The sequence below is a fragment of the Capnocytophaga sp. G2 genome (assembly GCF_035282625.1).
GTDB lineage: Bacteria > Bacteroidota > Bacteroidia > Flavobacteriales > Flavobacteriaceae > Capnocytophaga.
In genome coordinates this window covers 1-19,470 of record NZ_JAYKBU010000009.1, presented here as the reverse complement: position 1 = coordinate 19,470, position 19,470 = coordinate 1, and the positions used below count along the sequence as shown (strand labels likewise).

The window sequence follows — 19,470 nt, the reverse complement described above, 5'->3', positions numbered from 1 at the left end:
TCTTTGCACCAAAAACAGAGAATTAACAATTATCAGGTCATAGTTTGTCCTTTTAGCATCCTACCTTTGCAGCGAAAAATGAGGAATTAACCATTAATGACTATGCTTTATTTAGATGACCTTCGCCCTACCCCAGAGGGTTTTGACCGTGTTTATAGCTACCAGGAGTTTGTGGCCTATCTTGAGAGAAAAGGCTTACCTGATTTTATTTCCTTTGACCACGATTTAGGGGAAGAATTCTCGGGCTATGACTGTGCTAAGTACTTAGTAGAGTACTGCATAGCACACCAGCTTCCCCTGCCCGATTATAAAGTGCACAGTCAAAACCCTGTAGGCAAGGAAAATATAGAACACTTATTGGAGAACTTTAGAAGTTTTGAGTTGATTCCTCCGTTGTAGGTATGGATAGAAGAAATTTTTCACTCTAAACTTTTCACTTACTTGGTCGTAGTTTGTCCACTTAATATCTTATCTTTGCACAAAACTAAAAACAAATGGCAAAAACAGAACAAATATTTCGTTTGGTTCGTATCATCAAAGAGTTAGAGAAATTCAAGGAAAGTGGAGGGCTTACCTATGAGGAACTTAAAAGTCGCCTGAAGAATATCCATGAGAACGAATATGATGCAGGACGTTTGCAAAATGAGTCCTTTCGCTTTAGTGAGAAAACTTTCCAGCGTGACCGACGTCTCTTGGAGTCACTCTTTGAGGTGGAGATTGTTTTCGAGAATAAGAAATGGCACTTGGAAGAGAATGACTTTGCTAACAAATATGCGTTCTTTGACAATCTCCTACTTATGGACGCTTATCGCCGCAGCAAGGAACTTTCTAATATTCTCCTTTTCGAACGACAACAGTATAGCTCCCTGCGATTCTTGGAGGATATCATTGAGGCAATACAGGAAAGTGTAGTAGTCAGTTTCAATTACACGAAGTTCTGGGAGGGAACCCCTCACTTGCGTAAGGTAATCCCTTATGCGATCAAGGAATACAAACGCCGTTGGTACCTAATCGGAGAGGATTATGAGGATGGTAAGCAACTCAAGAGTTTTGGCTTAGACCGTATCTCCAATTTAGAGATTCTGTACCTCCCTGTAAAACGAAGAGAGGTAGATTTTGAATCTCTCTTTCGCAATACTTTTGGCATATCTATTACTACAGAGGAGAAGCCACAAGAGATTATTCTCTCTTTTAACCATGAACAGGGACAGTACATCAAAACTTTACCTTTGCATCCTTCTCAAGAAATCTTAGAAGATAATGAGCAGGAAGTTCGTATTCGCTTGAGGCTCATTCCCACTTATGATTTTGTAATGGAAATATGTTCTCGTAGCCAGTATGTAAAGGTGCAAGCACCTTCCTCCTTAGCTAAGCAAGTCAAGGAACTCCTTAAAAAAGGATATGAACAATATTGCTAATAAGCCAACTAGGTAATTTACTTATCAGAAAATCAGTGAACTGATAACTTAAAAAATGAACAACTCTTCAAGGAACTAAATACTTATGGATTTTATCACTAAAATACACATTCCCTCGGTGGCGGATTCTTTCAAAATTTCCTATACTGATTCCATTATAAGTATAGGCTCATGCTTTGCTTCCCATTTACAAGAGAGGCTTGACTATTATAAGTTTCCTTCTTTTAAAAATCCTTTTGGAACACTCTTTCACCCTCTCTCCATTGAAAAAAGCCTTCAACGGACATGTTTGGAACAGCCCTTTACTGAGGCAGATTTCTTTCTTCAGGACGACCTATGGCTGTCCTTTGATCTGCATTCCCAGTGGGCAAGCTCCTCCCTCCCTACTCTACTAAGTCAGCTAAACACTTCATTGATTGATTTTAGCAAAGCTCTTACAGAAGCTTCCTTTTTAATCATTACGCTGGGTACCGCATGGGTATATGAACATTTGCCTACAGGAACTATTGTGGCTAACTGTCATAAACAACCTCAGATCATTTTCAAAAAACATTTACTTTCTCTATCAAAAATAAGAGCTTCTCTCAAGCATATCGTGCAATTGGTACAAGAAAAACAGCCCAATATAAGAATCATTTTTACGGTTTCTCCAGTAAGGCATCTCAAAGATGGGGCTCAGGAAAATCTGCTAAGCAAATCCTTGCTTATCTGTGCAATACATGAACTTTTAGGAACTGGAGGGAAGAACAAATCAGGAAACCTCCTTTACTTCCCTTCTTATGAAATCCTAATGGATGAACTTCGGGATTATAGGTTCTACAAGGAAGATATGCTTCATCCAAATGAACAAGCCATACAATACATTTGGGAACGATTCGCCGAGACATTCTTTACTTCTTCTACCCAGTCCCTTATGCAAGAAGTAGCAAATATTCAGAGAGCTTTAGCACATCGCCCTTTTAATCCTGAAGGAGAAAAATATCGCCAATTTCAAGCAAACCTCCAACAGAAAATAAAGGTTTTACAGGAAAAATACCCTTACCTAATGATAAATGACAAATTCCCTAAAACTACAAAAGGAGACAATGAATGATTAATGGAATAAGGAAAAAATCAAACATTAATATCAATGATTATAGTTTGTGAAGATTAATATTATTTTATACTTTTGCACCTAAAAAAAGACAATTATAATCCATGAAAAAACTATTATTAGGGCTTCTTCTTGGGGTTATTGTAGTGCTTTTGTGGCAATATTTCTTTAAGAAAGAAGAAGACCATAGCAAGCTCTCAGAGAATACCACCCTTATTGAGCAAGAAATAAAAAATGTTGGTAAATTGGTTGTTACCGAAGGTTATTTTTCAGAAATACTAACCTATCAAGATGCTAAAAAATATCTTAATAACTGGATTTCTTTTGACAAAAAAGCTCTCGTGGTGATTAATGCAGAGGCTACTATCTCCTATGACCTACATCAGCTTCGCTATGAAATAGATGAGCCTCATAAGGTAGTTCGCCTACTCTATATTCCCAAAGAGGAACTCAAGATATATCCCAAGATACAATACTATGACATAGAGGAGAGTTCCTTCAATCCCTTTACCGCTGAAGACCATAATAAAATCCATAAGCGAGTAATAGAACTTATTTCCAGAAAAATAGAGCAGTCCTCTTTTCGTAGTAATGCTCAAAATCGTTTGCTTACAGAGCTTTCCAAGATTTTTATTCTTACCCATTCTATGGGATGGACCTTAGAATATACAGATATTCCTATAGAAAAAGAAAGCGATCTTTTAGCCCCTATTAAAAAATAAATATATTTTATGAGCACTATTACGATTTTTTTTCTATCTTTGCAGCTTAGTTTGTAAAATATTATTTTATAATGTTATCTGTTGATAAAAAAGCAAATGGAATTGCACTGTTGCCCTTAATTACTTTTGTAGCTGTTTTCTTGTGGAGCGGTGTCCAGTATGGAAGTTTCTATGAATTTCCTGCTCCTATTGCCGTATTGGTAGGAATTATTGTAGCTTTTTTCATTTTTCGTCGTAATGGTATTAGTCAAAACGTCAATAACTTTATCAAGGGGTGTGGAAATCACAGCATTCTAATGATGTGCCTCATAGCACTACTATCAGGGGCTTTTAGTGTAGTTACCAAGCATATTGGAGCTACAGAAACCTTTGTAGAAATTACTAAGAACTATCTCTCTTTACAATACCTATATGCAGGTGTATTTGTAATTGCCTCTTTTCTTTCTTTTGCTTCAGGAACATCCGTAGGAGCAGTAGTGAGCTTAGCCCCTATCGCAGCAGGCTTTGTTGCCTTACCTAATGTTAATGTAGAACTTATTGCAGGAGCACTTTTAGGAGGTGCTATGTTCGGAGATAACCTTTCTTTTATCTCAGATACTACTATTGCATCCACCCAGTCACAAGGCTGTGAAATGAAAGATAAGTTCCGTATGAACGGAAAGATTGCTCTTCCTGCTTCCCTGCTCACCATCTTAATCTTGATTATTATAGGAGTTTCACTTCATCCCAGTGGTCACTTTTTAAGTAACGGGGAAACTCAGATTCAGTGGTTAAACTTACTTCCATATATTACCGTTATTGTACTTGCCATAATAGGGCTCAATGTATATGTTACCTTTCTCATCGGTACCTTTATTTCTGGTATATTGGGATTCTGGTATGGTTCCTTTGGATTTTTAGAATATTGTAAAACTATCTATGAAGGTTTTTCCTCTATGAATGATATCTTTTTAGTATTTCTTTTTACAGGAGGTTTAGCTTCTATGATAGAAAGAGAGGGAGGTATTTCCTTCCTTACTCAAAAAATAGGGAAATTCATCAATACCAAAGGACGGGCTATTGCAGGAATAGGTTTCTTAGTAGCACTCATTGATGCTGCTGTAGCCAATAATACCGTGTCTATTGTTATTAGTGCTCCCGTGGCAAAGAATATTAGTGAAAAATATGGCATTTCTCCTATACAAACAGCTTCCATTTTGGATATTTCTTCTTGTATTTTACAAGGAATAATCCCTTATGGAGCACAAGTATTATTACTTATCAAACTGTTGGATGTCAATGTGGATTACTCAAATATGATTACTCAGACTTATTACATTTGGCTACTGTTACTCTGTACTATCCTATTTTTTGTAAGACTCTCCCTACAAAAAGGATACAATTTACTTAAATAATTTATAAATTATACTCATGAAACTATTTATCTTATTCTTTTGTACTGTTTTTGGAGCTATTGCCCAAGAGAGAAACTACCAAAGTACAGAAATTAGTATTGATCCAGAAATCAACGGAACGCTTTTAACAAGTGGAAACCATAAAAATGCTTCACTGGCTATCTTGATAGCAGGTTCAGGACCCACTGATCGCGATGGCAATCAATCACAACTAAAAAATAATTCCTTAAAATATCTTGCTGAAGGATTAGCAGAGAAGGGAATCGATGTATTCCGTTATGATAAGCGTATTATTGCACAGATGAGTAAGGGTGTTGTACAAGAGGAGAAACTCACTTTTGAAGATGAAGTAAATGATGCTTTCTTAGTGGTGAATCATTTCAAGAAAAAGTATAAGAAAATTACTCTTATCGGACATTCTGAGGGAGCTCTAATAGGAATTCTCGTAGCTCAAAAGGCACCAATCTACAAGTTTGTTTCTCTTTCTGGAGCCGGCAATAGTAGTGCTACCCTCATTGAAGAACAAATAGAGAAGAATGCCCCTCAACTCAAGGAAGAAAGTCAGAAAATCCTTAATCAATTAAAGAAAGGAGAACTTGTAGAAAATGTTTCTTCCTATTTAGCCCCTATCTTTAGAAAGAGTGTACAGCCTTATCTTATCTCTTGGTTCAAATATGAACCTACCAAGGAAATTGCAAAGCTAAGGATCCCCATACTTATCACACAAGGTACTTATGATTTACAAGTGGAAAGTAAGGAAGCAAAATTACTCAAAGAGGCACAATCCAGAGCACAACTCTTGCTCATAGAAGGAATGAATCATGTGTTGAAAGAAGTAAAAACACCACAAGAAAACCAGCAATCTTACCTAAATCCAAATCTGCCCATCTCTCATAAACTTATAGATGGTATTGCTCAGTTCATCAAAGAGTAAAGATCCTGTCTTTAGAATTCCTTTTTATAGGGTATTTTTATGGGTTAAAGAACTGCACCAACAAAAAGAATAGCAGGCAGTGATTCATTGTCAGCAACTCAGAACTATTCCATGTACTGTCTTTCTATTTTCCTCTCAGGATGTAGGCAGAAGGTATATAAGCAAAGCAAAAAGAACCATTCCAAAGGTTTCATAAGCAGATAAGTAATATTAGAGGCAATGGGAGTCTTTATTTTTTGGGAGAGGTCATACCCATACTTATCATAATTGGTACGCAAGAAGTGGTGCAGGACAGGGGAAAAATCAGCGATGAGTTCCTCAAAGGCATTAGCTATCTGTAACTGACGATTCACAATAATAGGTCTGCCTCCTCGCTTACCCCAACGTAAGGGTTTCACTAAGCGTGGACTGCCACAAGCAGCTACTGTACAAAGGTAGTGCCCACTATGGTCTAAATAAGGGGGATGCTCCTTCTCTGAGAAAGCCCAAGTGGTTGTCTGAGTAAAGCCTTTTACCACAGCATCATAGTCTTGACCAAAAATCATAAGCAGTAAGGTCAGGAGTACAAAGATGGGGAAAACCAGAACAACTGACCAAGTAAGCACCGTAAAACGTGAAGAAAGGAATGTATTGAGCTTATTGAGTAACCGATTCTTAAAGGTTTTTGTGGAGAGTTCTTCTCTGACAGCCATAAGCGAGCGACCTATGACCAATATCGCTATAAAGGTGCTGAATATAGGAAAAGAAGCTAATTCTTTTTGAGATTGCTCCCCTCCTATGAGTTGGCTGGCGATACATACATTCAGTACAATCCCTATATACAAAAAACATGAGCAAAGTACCAAGGGAAGTGGCGGCAACTTTGCCTTACGTACCCAAAGTGTCCAAAGCGCTATATGATACAAAAGGAAATAGATCATAAAAGTAAGCCCATACTCTCCTGAAATAAAGGCATAGCCACCATCTATAGGATCTATAGCGGTAGCATATTCAGCACCAAAAAGCGAACTGAAAAATAGGAAGAACAAAAGACATAACACATACAATAGGGCTATAGGATACTGCCAAAGAGGGACATTCCGCTTATGCAAATAGACTCCTATATAGAAAGTTACAGCCAAAAAGGCTATAAGAATGACAAGGACAAATACAAAACCAAACATAAGCTATCAAATATTAAAAACTTCGCCTTGCAGAAGTTCATTTTACACAATGACACTCCACAAGGCAAAGTAATGAAAATTAATTTAAAAATAAAAACAAATGAATAAAAAATCCTTATTTTATAAGTTTCATTTCATTGATTAGATGACTAGCTCCTGCATATTTATCTATAATAAAGAGCACATAACGAATATCCACCATGATATTACGACATAGCTTAGGATCATAATGAATATCACTCATAGTACCTTCCCATACACGGTCAAAATTCAAACCGATAAGGTTTCCATTAGCATCTATAGCAGGACTACCTGAATTACCTCCTGTGGTATGACAGGTAGAAAGGAAGCAAAGAGGCATCTTACCATTCTTTCCATAACGACCAAAATCTTTCTTAGCATATAAATCACGAAGATGTGCTGGCACATCAAACTCATAATCACCAGGTACATATTTTTCCATGACTCCTTCTAAGGTGGTACCAGCACTATAAGTAATAGCATCCGCAGGAGAGAAACCAGCTACCTTTCCATAAGTTACACGTAAAGTACTGTTAGCATCAGGGAATATCCTGTCAGAAGGTTTGGAGAATTCCAAAATGGCCTTCATATAAGTACGTTGTAAAGCACGAATCTGAGTATTAAGGCGATTGTAATTAGGATATACTTGATTTTCATTCATATCCATTAGTTCACGAGCAAATTGAACTCCTACATCATTCTTTAACTGATTTTTAAACTCAGTAGGAGAAAGAGCAAGTACCTTTTCCACTCCTTCATAAGAAGTTAAGAAAGACCCACCATAGAGTTTATCTGACAACTGTTTAGCATCGAAGTTATGCAAACTACTAATAAGCAGGTTCTTAGGAGTATGTTCTGCATAGAATACAATTACTTTTTCAAAAACTTCTTTATCTACTTGTTTTACATTGTCCTTGAATACAGTTTGGAAGGTACCCAATAAGTTTTTCTTTCTATCATTGAAAGCCTGTTCACCTTTGGTATCTAACACTTGTTGAAGTTGTAATAAACGTACTCCATTGGCAAGGAAGTCTACATTACGGAACATTAATTCATTGTACAAGTTATAAGCTAAGTTATAAGGTTCTATTTCTTTGTACAAACGGTTGAAATCAGTAAGGAGATTACCATATTGAGCTTGTTTGTTTGCTTTTTGAATAGCTTGTTGGAATTTTATTTCTTGTTGTTTCTTTAGAGCCACTGCATCAGATTTTTTAAGTCCCTTAGTTTCTCCAATCCATTTTTTCCAATAGTTAGCAATACGTGCATACTTAGATGCATATTTTATCTTGATACCTTGATCCTTACGCATAAAGCCATCTTGTACCTTTAGAGCTGCATCACGAATGCCTATTCTGGCAGGATTAATTACATTTTGGATTTGCTCTACAGCTACTGAAGGTAAATATTCTTGAGTAGTTCCAGGATAACCAAATACTAATACAAAATCCCCTTCTTTTACTCCCTTAAGAGAAATAGGGAAGAAATGTTTAGGTTTATAAGGCACATTATCTTTAGAATATTCAGCAGGACGATTATTCTTATCAGCATATACACGGAAAAGGGAAAAATCTCCTGTATGACGTGGCCATACCCAGTTATCAGTATCAGAACCGAACTTACCAATAGAAGAGGGAGGAGCTCCTACCAAGCGAACATCTTTGAATGTTTCTGTAACAAAAAGAATGTATTGATTTCCATCATAGAAAGCCTTTACACTATTGTCTTGCCATGCTTCCTTAGGGGCTGTTTTAATAACATCTGCAATGTTCTTTTCAATAAGTTTTGCTTTTTGAGTTTCATCAGAGATATTTGCAGTACCTGCAAGTACTTGTTTGGTAACATCGTCAATACGAACAATAAAAGTAACTTTCAAGTTCTTGTTAGGGAGTTCTTCAGCAAAACTCTTTGCCCAGAAACCATTAGTAAGATAGTCATTCTGCAATGAAGAATGCGATTGAATTTGTCCATAACCACAGTGGTGGTTGGTAAGAAGTAATCCCTTATCGGAGATAATTTCAGAGGAACACCCTCCATTAAAGTGAGGAGCTGCGTCCTTAAGGCTTGATTTGTTCACGCTATAGATATCGGCAACGGTCATTTTCATTCCCAATGTCTTCATCTCTTTAGCGTTCATTCCTTCCAATAATGAAGGAATCCACATTCCTCCCTGTTGTGCATAAATCACCGATGCACTTAATAACAGGGCAATTTTAAAAAATCTTCTCATATAGTACAATTTATTCTTTTACAAAAGGCAAAATAAGATCACGCCATTTAAAATACGCCTTCCCTACCAAATGAAGTCCATCATTGGTATAGGCAGGATCCAGTAACTGTGTTCCTGGTGTTACAAATTCCTTATATAAGTCAATGTACACAAGTGCATTCTCCTTACAAAGATTCTTTATTTTTTCATTCAAATCTGCAATAGACTGATGCCTCATATATCCTGAAGGATATATTCCAAAGGTATTATTAGTAGGCAATATACTTTGTACGTATAACTTAGTTTGCGGACTGTCCGTACTTATTTTTTTAATAATATTTTTGATTCCTTCCGCCACAGTCTCCACTGAAATATTCTGTCCCAAATCATTAATTCCTATCATCAAGAAAATTTTCTTAGGCTTTCCCCTAAGAATATTCCCCAGACGGGCATATACACCCTTTGTTGTATCCCCACTAATTCCTCGATTCTTAATGTTCTTATCCGCAAAAAGTTCCATCCATTCTCCTCCATCAGTAATACTATTCCCTAAGAAAATTACATCATCCTGTGAAATAGGAAGTACTTCAAAGAGACTTTGACGCTGTCCATAATAAACTCCAAAAGAATTAATAATGGGAGCTGGCGTTGGATATTCCTTAGGAGGATCAGCTTTTTTTGTATTGGGAGGTATTTTATTTTCCTCTTGTCCGTTCTCCTTTTTTGAGCAAGCAGAGAGCAAGAGGGATACTATAAACAGTATTTTAGCCCAAGAATGTAATCTGTTCATACCTTATATATTGTTTATATTTTCTCCACTTATGCCTTTACCATCTTATAAAGCTTATCAGAAGGTCGGGTGCGAAACTCTGTAAAGATTGTACAGGAATCTCCTTTTTTAGCACTTTCGGCAAGAATATCATTGACATACATATCCTCTAAAACCCATTCCTTAACTCCTGTTGTGGGACCCGTAATAAGGAGCTTATCCCCTCGCTTTATATCAAAGGCTTCTATCTTAAATTCAGAAATGCCTGTTTTCGGAAAGAAATGCATTGCTTTGCCTATATATACCTTTTTCTGCGTAGCTTGTGAACCAGGTACTCCACTCCATTCCCCTAACTTCTGACCTAAATAGTATCCTCCCCAGAAACCTCGATTATATACTGTAGAGAGAGCTTCCATCCATATTGAAACTTTTTCTTTCGTATAAGTTCCTGCATAATAAGCATCAATAGCCTCACGATATGTTCTCACAACAGTAGCCACATACTCTGGGGCTCGCCCTCTACCTTCTATCTTAAGAACCTTGGCACCCGTATCTATCACTTGATCAAGAAAGTCCAAAGTACAAAGGTCTTTAGGGGACATCATATATTCATTATCCAGTTCTATTTCAAAACCACTTTCTTGGTCTATTACTGTATATTTCTTCCTACAGTTCTGTTTGCAAGCTCCCCTATTAGCTGAAGAGTTATGAGAATGCAAACTCAGATAACATTTTCCTGAAACTGCCATACACAAAGCTCCATGACCAAAAACTTCTATCTCCACCAGGTTTCCAGAAGGTCCCTTCACCTGTTCTCGTTCTACTTGTTCACATATTTTCTTTATTTGTCGTAAAGAAAGCTCCCTACTCATCACCATAGTATCCGCAAAAAGGGCATAGAACTTTACTGTCTCTATATTGGTAATATTAATTTGGGTAGAGATATGTACCTCCATTCCTATCTGTCTTGCATAAGCAATCACTGCTTGATCCATCGCAATCACTGCAGTGATATTTGCCTGTTTGGCTCTGTCCAATAGCGTTTTTATAATGGAAAGGTCATGGTCATAAATAATTGTATTGAGGGTAAGGTAGGTACGAACATTTTTTTGAGTACAGCGGCGGGAGATTTCGTCCAAGTCGTCCAAAGTAAAATTAATACTAGAGCGTGCCCTCATATTAAGTTGTTCTACTCCAAAATATACAGAATCCGCTCCATTATCCAAAGCAGCTTGTAAAGATTCAAAGCTACCTGCAGGAGCCATAAGTTCTATCTTTCCCGTTGTTGTCATTCTCTCTCGTTAGACGTTACAAATTTACAGTAATTTATTTGAATATCAAAATTTCAATTTAAGTTTTTTCTATTTAGGAATAGATTTTTTATACTTTTTAACCTAAAAGAAAAATATAATATTTTTAATACTGTTTCTATTATTTTTTATTTAGAACTATTTATTTCTCAGTCTTATTGATTTTATACTACAGATGGTCTCTATTCCTTTTCTTCCCTTTTTAGGAAGTCTGTGATGGAACCTTTATGTAGGAGGCTATCTTTGGAAGCTTGCATTAACTGTTCTATCTGTTCTGGAGTGTCTTTAGGATTTTTAAAGGCAAGATATTCTTTTATCAGTTCCTTATAGAGAAGTTGTGCCACTTTTTTGGATCCTCGTGCATTAAAGTGTGTATAATCCTTTCCTGCTAAAGGGGGATTAGCTCCTACCCACTTGAGCATAGAACCTTCTCCTCCCATGAGCTTATACAGATTAATAAATCCTGAATGCGTATCTTTTGCATACGCTTGTTGTGCTAAGGAAAGAGGCTCTACGGCTGTATCTGTCTTCATTTCCATACCATACTTGGAGGACTTATCTGCCGTAGAAATAATCAAAAAAGAAGCCTCTGGAAAGCAAGTACGTAACTGATTAATAACCTTTGTCATTCCTCTTTGATACCAACTATAATCCAATGTGCCATAATTTAACACATTTGCTCCAAAATGTAGCACTATTAAATCATAATTACCTAAAGCTGTATCAAAATCTTGCATCAACTTCGTATTGAAGAGAGACAACGGTAGTCCTGAATTTCCTCTGCTGGAAAAATTATCAATATGCACTCCTTCCGCATTTGTGGAATTAACTCCATAGATAGGAATGGAATCTGCTCTGAAAAAGTTTATTCGCAATCCTTTTACATTTCCTTGAGCTAAGGTAATTGTATTCAATCGCTTATCTGCTATTAAGGGCTTTATCACCCGTGTAGTATCTCCATTATAACGGATCTCTATATACCCTTCTGTATTTCCTGAACTTCCATAGAATAATGTAGGAGTATACATTTGAGAGATATGAGGTTGCCCGGAGGCTTTATATTCTACCCAAGTAAGAGTAGGACTTTTAACAAAAAACACCTGTCCTGCAATTCCGAAAGGACGTGTAGGTCTTTTCACATTCACATAGGACTCTCTCTTCCAATTATTTGAATAAGTGTGTCTTACACTTCCTCGTGAGGCTGCTGACTCTGAAGTAATGGGAATAAAGCCCACCCCACTTCCTCCAAAAGTTTCTTGGAAAAGAGCCCTTAAATCCTGTACAATATAATCCCCATCCGTCATGGAGTCTCCAAAATAGCCAATGCGAATATGCCCTCTTCCTGTGGATTCCAATTGCTGCAATTTCCTAAAAAAAGGTTGCAAATTATCATTATCCAATGTATTTCCTTTTAGCGCGTCCGTAAAGGACTGCTTAGGAATATCTTTTGTAGAAAGAGTATCCACATTTTTGCTTAGTACTTCATCAATATCCTTACCTGCTAATGCCTCAAGCATAAGGCTATCTACCACTATATTAGGAGAAGAAAGCTTCCCTTCTGGGAAAATACGTGTAGGCAAATATGGTTTTAACCCTACAAAGAGAAGAGTGGCTAAGAGTAATATACAGAAAGATTGCTTAAAATAAGACTGATTCACAAAGAATATAACTAACTTCTATTAGGGCGCAAAAATACAAAATTAATGATGAATGGTTAATGATTAATCTGTTAATTTTTTACTTGATAATTTTGCATCATATAAAAAGCAAAGTGTGTCTACTTGCAAGAACGTACAACACTGTCTTTGAATATCTTACTTGTTCAATTCTTATAGGTAAGAAACAACTGATAGCACCCATACGTCTCATAAAAAACATCGGTATCTCCATAGACACCATTTGTAAGGACAAACACTCCCCTACCCTCCTGCAATACAAAAGTATTGGAAATATTAGTAACCAAAAACCTAACAAGCCAAGTAGTCCTCAGAAAAAATACTTTAGAATTCTGAAGATTATTCTTCTATTCATAACGACCTTTATAGATTTTCTTGGCTATTTGTGTATACTTTTTTATGAAATCAGTCTTATGAGCAGTATAGGCATCTCTATCATGCTCATAAGGTTTCCATAAGGAGATTTTAAGTGCTTCATATTGCCTTGCCACTAACAAATGTTCTTGCAAATAATCTCGAAAATATAATTCATCATTATCACCCACATAGCGTAAATGCAAGTGAAATACTTTGTCCGAAAAGCCTTGTAAAGTATATCCTTTGTTAAACGAAATCCTTGTAGGTGCCTCACTCATGGGAAGATAATCTGCCTTAAGAAGTATTTTCTTTATATTTGAAAATGAAGTTGTTACATCCAATTCTACAAGAATATCTACAATAGGCTTTGTCCATATTCCTCCAATAGCAGTACTACCTATATGACTAATTCTCTGCACCTTATCAGAAGGTAATCGTTGTAAAAGAAGTAACTTTTCTTCTTCAAACCATTCTTTCCGAAGTGGATCAAAAGGCGAAAGAATGATTGGAAATAATTCCCATAGTTCAGCAAGTGACATTCTTAGCAGTGGATTGGAGAGTTCATCTTTGATCATTAGTCATTATTTAGTGTGCTTCCAACCAATTATTTCCTGTTCCTATTTCCACGATAAGAGGAACGATAAGAGTATAAGCATTTTCCATCTCTTCACGAATAAGAGCCTTCGCTACTTCCAACTCTTTTTTAGGAACATCAAAAAGAAGTTCATCATGTACCTGTAAAAGCATTCGAGTAGCAAGTCCTTCCTTCTGAATACGCTGAGCGATGCGAACCATAGCTATTTTAATAATATCGGCAGCACTCCCTTGTATAGGAGCATTCACAGCATTGCGTTCCGCAGCTCCTCTAACTACTTGATTTCGCGAATACACATCTGGAAGATAACGCCTGCGTCCCAGGATAGTTTGTACATAACCATGTTCACGAGCAAAGAAAATCTGCTTTTCTATATAGGTTTTGAGTTTAGGATAGGTTTGATAATAAGTGTCAATAAGTTCCTTACTTTGGCTACGACTAAGGGAGGTTTGCTGGCTCAATCCTATAGCAGATACTCCATAGATAATTCCAAAATTAACCGTCTTGGCATGGCTACGCTGCTCTTTGGTTACCGCCTCCAAAGGCACCCCAAAGACCTTAGCTGCAGTGGAGCGATGAATATCCTGCCCCTCAAGAAAGGCTTCTATCATGTGATCTTCCTCACTTAATGCTGCAATAATACGGAGCTCTATCTGAGAATAGTCCGCAGAGAGAAGCGTATAATCCTCATTACGAGGCACAAAGGCTTTACGAATTTGACTTCCACGAGGGGTACGAATAGGAATGTTTTGCAAATTAGGTTGGTTGCTGCTAAGCCTACCCGTAGCAGTAACTGCTTGCATAAAAGTTGTATGGATACGTCCGGTATGAGGATTTACCTCACGAGGAAGGGCTTCTATATAAGTACTTTGGAGTTTTTGCAAGGCACGGAATTCAAGTACATTAGCAACAATTTCATGCTTGGAAGCCAACTCGGAGAGTACCTCTTCAGAGGTCGCATATTGTCCAGTTTTAGTCTTTTTAGGCTTACTTAGTAGTTTCAATTTTTCAAAAAGGATATCTCCTAATTGCTTAGGGGAAGAGAGATTAAAAGATTCTCCTGCTTGAGAAAAAATAGTTTTTTCAAGTCCTATAAGGTCTGCTGCTATCTCTTTAGAGAGCTGGGCAAGGAAATGAGTATCTACACGAATACCTTCATATTCCATTTGAGCCAATACTTCTACCAGGGGAGCCTCCACCTTCCTAAAAAGTGAAAGCATTTGGTCTTTCTCAAGCAGAGGAAGGAAAACATGCTTAAGTTGTAAGGTTACATCCGTATCCTCTACCGCATATTCCTTTTGTAATTCAGCAGGTACAGCCCGCATGGTAAGTTGTCCCTTTCCTTTCTTGCCTATGAGGGTCTCAATAGAAATTGGGCTGTATCCCAAGTAAGCCTCCGAGAGCAAATCCATATTATGACGCATATCTGGATTAAGTAGATAGTGAGCTATCATAGTATCAAAGAACTCTCCTTTGACCTCTATACCATAATTTGCTAATATTTTGAAATCATACTTAAGATTCTGTCCTATTTTAAGGATACTTTCATTCTCAAAAAAAGGTTTTAAGAGTAAAAACCATTGTTTAGCAAGAGAGAAATCCTCTGGGAAAAGAATATAATAGCCTTTATGCATCTCATACGAGAGCGCTAATCCTACAATTTGTGCTTCCATTTCATTTAAAGAAGTAGTTTCTGTATCAAAACATACCTCTTTTTGTGCTAAAAGCTCAGGTAATAAGGCTTCTACTTCCGTCTGTGTTGTAAGTAATTGATACTCATGCGGCACTTCCTTGATTGTTTTTAGCCTCTTTATATTTTCCATATCAAAGAGTGTAGGATTAGTAATCATACTACTATTGGTCGCTTTTTGTCCTATAGAAAATAAGTTGGGTTGAGTTTCCTCTTTTGTGAAAGCCTTTTGCAGAGTAGTGAGCATGGTACGGAACTCTAACTGGTCAAAAAGAGGGATGATCTCCTCCATCTTAGGAGAGGAAAGTTCAAAGTCTTTTTCATCAAAACTTACAGGAACATCCAAGATAATACGTGCAAGTGTTTTGGAAAGAATGCCTTTATCCTTATTTGCCTGAATATTTTCACGTAGTTTCCCTTTGAGCTTATCCGTATTTGCTAAAAGATTTTCCATAGAACCGAACTCTTTAAGAAGTTTTTGAGCCGTTTTTTCTCCTACTCCAGGCAGTCCTGGTATATTATCTACCGCATCCCCCATCATCCCCAAAAGGTCTATTACTTGTTCAGGGGTATCTACACCAAAATTCTCCTTAACTTCTTCTACTCCCCATATTTCAGTATCCTTACCTCCTCGTGCAGGCTTATACATAAAGATATTAGGACTTACCAATTGTCCATAGTCCTTATCAGGAGTTACCATATATACGGTATATCCTTGTTTTTCAGCTTGCTTGGCGAGAGTACCTATAATGTCATCAGCCTCATAACCTTCTTTTTCGATGATAGGAATCTGCATCGCCTTAAGAATCTGATGGATATAAGGAATCGCAAAACGAATTGCCTCTGGTGTTTCCTCTCGGTTAGCCTTATATTGATCAAAGATAGCCAAACGCTGTTGGCTACCCCCCTTATCGAAACACACTGCCAGAAGATGAGGTTGTTCCTTGCGAATAACCTCTAAAAGGGAGTTCATAAAACCTACTATGGCAGAGGTATTCATTCCTTTAGAGTTGATACGAGGATTCTTGATAAAGGCATAATATCCTCTAAATATCAAGGCATAAGCATCTAACAAAAATAATTTTTTCATTCTTAAGAGGCTATTTAGTTAGTAAATAATAGTTACATTAAGGGAGAAAAATTTGTCAATTGCCTTATCTCCCAAATAATCAGAGAAACTCTCTGCAGCAAAGCTTACTCCATATTCGGTTCTATCTATAGAAAGAGAGGCTTGAAAGCTCCGGTTCGCAATAGCAGGGGAAAGGGAAAAAGTAATCGGTTTGGTAACCCCTCTGATAGTCATTTCTGCCTGCACTTGATAGCTTTTATTAGGTTTTTCCGTAACACCCTTCATCACAAGAGTGGCTACAGGGTACTCTTTTGTGGCAAAAAAATCACCAGATTTGAGGTGTTCCTCTAACTTATTCTTACGATTATCCGTAAGATCAAGTACTTCAATAGAGGTCATATCCACCAACAGGCGACCTCCTTTGAGCTTTCCTTCCTTAGTAAGAAACAAATGTCCTGATTTGAAAGAAAGTACTCCTTGATGTGAAGCCCCTATTACTTTCTTTCCTGTCCATTGTATACTACTTGATTGTATATCTATAGGATAAGAAACTGGTTTTTTAGAAACTACCTTCCCTCTTTTTCCTTTATTAGCATTGGAAGTAATTGTTTTTTTAGGATTTCTTTTTTTATCAGTTTGGGATGTTCTGGGCTTATCTTTTTTTTTCACTTGTCCTTCTACAGAGTAGCAAAGTAAAAAAGCTGTTAATAGGAATATATTAATAATCTTTCTCATTATTCAATAGGGTTAGAATGAAATACCTTTGGTAAAAGTTCTTACCAAAGGTTTTCTTAAATATGAAAAACTCAATAAACCAATCTAATTTACAGAGAGATATACATAAATAGTAAATTTGTCCTCAATCGCCTTATCTCCTAAATTAGAGAAGAAGCTCCCTGAACCATACTTAATACCAAACTGTGTACGATCAATATCAACAGTTGAAGAAAGCCCTTCTGTAGCCGTTCTGAACAGTTCAAAATCTAAAGGTTTTGTAATCCCTTTTATAGTTAACTCACCTTGAGCCTTATAGCCATTCTGGATCTTAGTTACCTCCTTAATCACCAAAGAAGCAGTGGCATACTTCTTCACGGAAAAGAAATCATTGGACTTAAGATGCTTTACCAAATTAGCCTTCCCTTTGGCATCCATTCCTTCATCGGTAATTGCTAAGGAATTCATATCCACTATGAGAGAACCTCCTACGAGTTCGTTATTTTTGTAGATAAGCTCTCCGGACTTAAAGGTAAGTGTACCCTTATGTCCACCGGCTATTACTTTCTTCGCTTCCCATCGAAGGTTACTACTTTCCAATTGAAGTTTTTTTGTTTGTCCCATAGCAACCGTTGCTATAAGTAAAATCAAAATGTTTAGTAATTTCCTCATAAAAATCTATAATTTATTATCTTTGGCAAAGGTAATAATAAAAATGAAACTAACAAATGCTTATTTGTTAAAAGTCAGTTTCCGGACACCGTTGCTTTTTCAAATTCCACTTTAAAGTTCTCTGTTACATACCTTTGTATCTGTCCCTTATGTACTTCATCAGAATAGAGTAGCACTGCTTTAAGTTCCTTATGTTCTTTAAGGAATGCCTTGGCTACCTCCACCCCTCCCAAAGCCATAAGCGTTGTAGCATATCCATCGGCGAGCATAGCCGAAGGAGCTATCACAGTAGCACTCAGCAGGTTACTTGGCTGTGGACGACCTGTCTTAGGATTAATAGTATGCACATACTTCTGCCCGGTGAGCGAATCCGTCCATAGCTTACGATAATTACCCGAAGTAGCCAAACCACAATTAGTTAGCTCCACTGTGGCGACAATTTCCCTGTCTTCATCAGGTTCTTGCAAAGGATTGTCTATACCTATCGTCCAAGACTTGCCTTTGAGGGTATTTTGCCCATGAATAACAAGCTCCCCTCCTACCTCTACAATAAAGTTGGTAATGTGCTTGGAAAGAAAATAATCAGCAATCACATCGGAGGTATAGCCTTGCGCTATCGCATTGAAATTCAATTGTATATAAGGATTATCCTTCTCTATAAAGGTACCCTTGGAGGTAGACACCACATGTACCTTATCCATGCCTGTAAGGGAGAGTAGACTATCTATATGCTTTTGAGTTGGCGGAGTGTGGTTCTCCTTTTTGCCAAAGCCCCAAGCGTTGATCAACTGTCCTATAGAAGGGTCAAAGGCGCCATTGCTCTGTTTATATATATCAAAAGAAGCTGAAATAACCTTTTCAAAATGTGGATCTATAGGTAAGTTCTCCTCTTTGTTGATCCTGCTAATCAGCGAGTTGTCTATATAGGTAGACATGGATAAGTCTATCACTCGCAGAATAGAATCCACCGCAACTTTCTCTATAGGTCTCTGAGCAATATAGGTAATCCCATAGGTGGTACCCTGTGCCTCACCACGTATATAATAGACATTTTCCTTATTTGTATGTTGACAAGCAAGTAACAACACTGTTACCAATAGGCAGTACAGATATTTCATTTATTCAATCTTTAATAATCCTCTAAATTCTACTTGATATGATTTTCCTTTCTCTAAGGGAGCCTTTTTGTCCGATATATCATAGAGCCCAACTCCTGCCCAATAGGTATCCGCCTTATGTTCTTGAGCCTTTCGGCACACTACCTCCATCAGAATAGGGTCATACACATCAGGATCGTCTCCCTGCAAAATAGGTCGTACTATGATAAAGCTCCTTTGCCCTTGGGGGTCTATACAGACAAACTGAGGGTTCTTTTTGCGGTTACTATTGACCAAGAGAAACTCCCAGCCCAGCTCCTGCAAAGCCTCCCCTACGATATTCATCGCTAAATTATGTAACTCTTGTTCGGTAAGCGGCATCCTTATTAATAATTAATGACAGACCACGGACTACTACCCTCTGTGATCAAAGGGCAAATGTACGAAATTAATAGATAATTACCACGAAAAACTGCTAATTTTTTGTACCTGCCAATTCCACCTCCAAGTGAAATTTTTCAGCTTGCCTTTTGGTAGAACAAATCTTTAGGTTTTTTAAAGTTTAAT

The 19,470-nt window shown here is 37.2% G+C and carries 18 protein-coding genes; 6 read left to right on the top strand and 12 right to left on the bottom strand.

The genetic code is table 11. The annotated features are described in order from the left end of the window. Positions 1 to 96: 96 nt before the first annotated feature. The 6 genes from VJJ03_RS06455 to VJJ03_RS06430 all read left to right on the top strand — a co-directional run bounded on the left by VJJ03_RS06455 (position 97) and on the right by VJJ03_RS06430 (position 5,561). Positions 97 to 399: a cyclic-phosphate processing receiver domain-containing protein gene (locus tag VJJ03_RS06455; protein ID WP_009745254.1), complete on the top strand. Its 303-nt coding sequence runs from the start codon at positions 97 to 99 to the stop codon at positions 397 to 399. Positions 400 to 494: 95 nt separating this feature from the next. After that, entirely contained in the window at positions 495 to 1,418 is a 924-nt protein-coding gene (locus tag VJJ03_RS06450; RefSeq protein WP_009745253.1) for a helix-turn-helix transcriptional regulator, read from the top strand. An 85-nt stretch (positions 1,419 to 1,503) separates the two neighbouring features. Beyond that, positions 1,504 to 2,511, top strand: a complete 1,008-nt coding sequence (locus VJJ03_RS06445; protein ID WP_009745252.1) for a GSCFA domain-containing protein — start codon at positions 1,504 to 1,506, stop codon at positions 2,509 to 2,511. Between the two features lie 104 nt (positions 2,512 to 2,615). After that, positions 2,616 to 3,233, top strand: coding sequence for a DUF4230 domain-containing protein (locus tag VJJ03_RS06440; RefSeq protein WP_323974519.1), 618 nt, complete (start codon positions 2,616 to 2,618; stop codon positions 3,231 to 3,233). A 71-nt stretch (positions 3,234 to 3,304) separates the two neighbouring features. Then, positions 3,305 to 4,627 carry a Na+/H+ antiporter NhaC family protein gene (locus tag VJJ03_RS06435; RefSeq protein ID WP_323974517.1) on the top strand — a complete coding sequence of 441 codons (1,323 nt, stop codon included), beginning with the start codon at positions 3,305 to 3,307 and terminating at the stop codon, positions 4,625 to 4,627. A 16-nt stretch (positions 4,628 to 4,643) separates the two neighbouring features. After that, positions 4,644 to 5,561: an alpha/beta hydrolase gene (locus VJJ03_RS06430; RefSeq protein ID WP_323974515.1), complete on the top strand. Its 918-nt coding sequence runs from the start codon at positions 4,644 to 4,646 to the stop codon at positions 5,559 to 5,561. A gap of 104 nt (positions 5,562 to 5,665) precedes the next feature. Here the strand turns inward: VJJ03_RS06430 and VJJ03_RS06425 are convergent, their stop codons facing one another. From VJJ03_RS06425 to VJJ03_RS06370, 12 genes are all read right to left on the bottom strand, one after another. Beyond that, a complete protein-coding gene (locus VJJ03_RS06425) occupies positions 5,666 to 6,724 on the bottom strand; it encodes a DUF6688 domain-containing protein (RefSeq protein WP_323974513.1) in 1,059 nt (352 codons plus the stop codon). 115 nt (positions 6,725 to 6,839) lie between these two features. Continuing rightward, positions 6,840 to 8,975 carry a S46 family peptidase gene (locus VJJ03_RS06420; protein ID WP_009745247.1) on the bottom strand — a complete coding sequence of 712 codons (2,136 nt, stop codon included), beginning with the start codon at positions 8,973 to 8,975 and terminating at the stop codon, positions 6,840 to 6,842. Between the two features lie 10 nt (positions 8,976 to 8,985). Beyond that, the gene (locus VJJ03_RS06415; RefSeq protein WP_323974511.1) at positions 8,986 to 9,744 is read right to left on the bottom strand and encodes a GDSL-type esterase/lipase family protein; all 759 of its coding nucleotides are present in this window, start codon (positions 9,742 to 9,744) and stop codon (positions 8,986 to 8,988) included. Positions 9,745 to 9,773: 29 nt separating this feature from the next. Then, entirely contained in the window at positions 9,774 to 11,015 is a 1,242-nt protein-coding gene (locus VJJ03_RS06410; protein ID WP_009745245.1) for a peptidase U32 family protein, read from the bottom strand. 200 nt (positions 11,016 to 11,215) lie between these two features. Beyond that, a complete protein-coding gene (locus VJJ03_RS06405; protein ID WP_323974509.1) occupies positions 11,216 to 12,691 on the bottom strand; it encodes a hypothetical protein in 1,476 nt (491 codons plus the stop codon). 164 nt (positions 12,692 to 12,855) lie between these two features. After that, the gene (locus VJJ03_RS06400) at positions 12,856 to 12,996 is read right to left on the bottom strand and encodes a hypothetical protein (protein WP_323974507.1); all 141 of its coding nucleotides are present in this window, start codon (positions 12,994 to 12,996) and stop codon (positions 12,856 to 12,858) included. Between the two features lie 60 nt (positions 12,997 to 13,056). After that, complete coding sequence (locus tag VJJ03_RS06395) at positions 13,057 to 13,641, bottom strand: GrpB family protein (protein ID WP_009745242.1); 585 nt, start codon at positions 13,639 to 13,641, stop codon at positions 13,057 to 13,059. Positions 13,642 to 13,651: 10 nt separating this feature from the next. Then, complete coding sequence (gene polA, locus VJJ03_RS06390) at positions 13,652 to 16,441, bottom strand: DNA polymerase I (RefSeq protein ID WP_323974505.1); 2,790 nt, start codon at positions 16,439 to 16,441, stop codon at positions 13,652 to 13,654. A gap of 18 nt (positions 16,442 to 16,459) precedes the next feature. Beyond that, positions 16,460 to 17,155: a YceI family protein gene (locus VJJ03_RS06385; RefSeq protein ID WP_009745240.1), complete on the bottom strand. Its 696-nt coding sequence runs from the start codon at positions 17,153 to 17,155 to the stop codon at positions 16,460 to 16,462. A gap of 84 nt (positions 17,156 to 17,239) precedes the next feature. After that, positions 17,240 to 17,806 (bottom strand): YceI family protein, encoded by a 567-nt coding sequence (locus tag VJJ03_RS06380; protein WP_323974503.1) that lies wholly within the window; start codon positions 17,804 to 17,806, stop codon positions 17,240 to 17,242. Positions 17,807 to 17,880: 74 nt separating this feature from the next. Continuing rightward, on the bottom strand, positions 17,881 to 18,924 hold the full coding sequence (locus VJJ03_RS06375; RefSeq protein ID WP_323974501.1) for an FAD:protein FMN transferase: 1,044 nt from the start codon (positions 18,922 to 18,924) through the stop codon (positions 17,881 to 17,883). After that, on the bottom strand, positions 18,925 to 19,284 hold the full coding sequence (locus tag VJJ03_RS06370) for a hypothetical protein (RefSeq protein WP_009745237.1): 360 nt from the start codon (positions 19,282 to 19,284) through the stop codon (positions 18,925 to 18,927). It abuts the gene before it with no gap. Positions 19,285 to 19,470 lie beyond the last annotated feature (186 nt).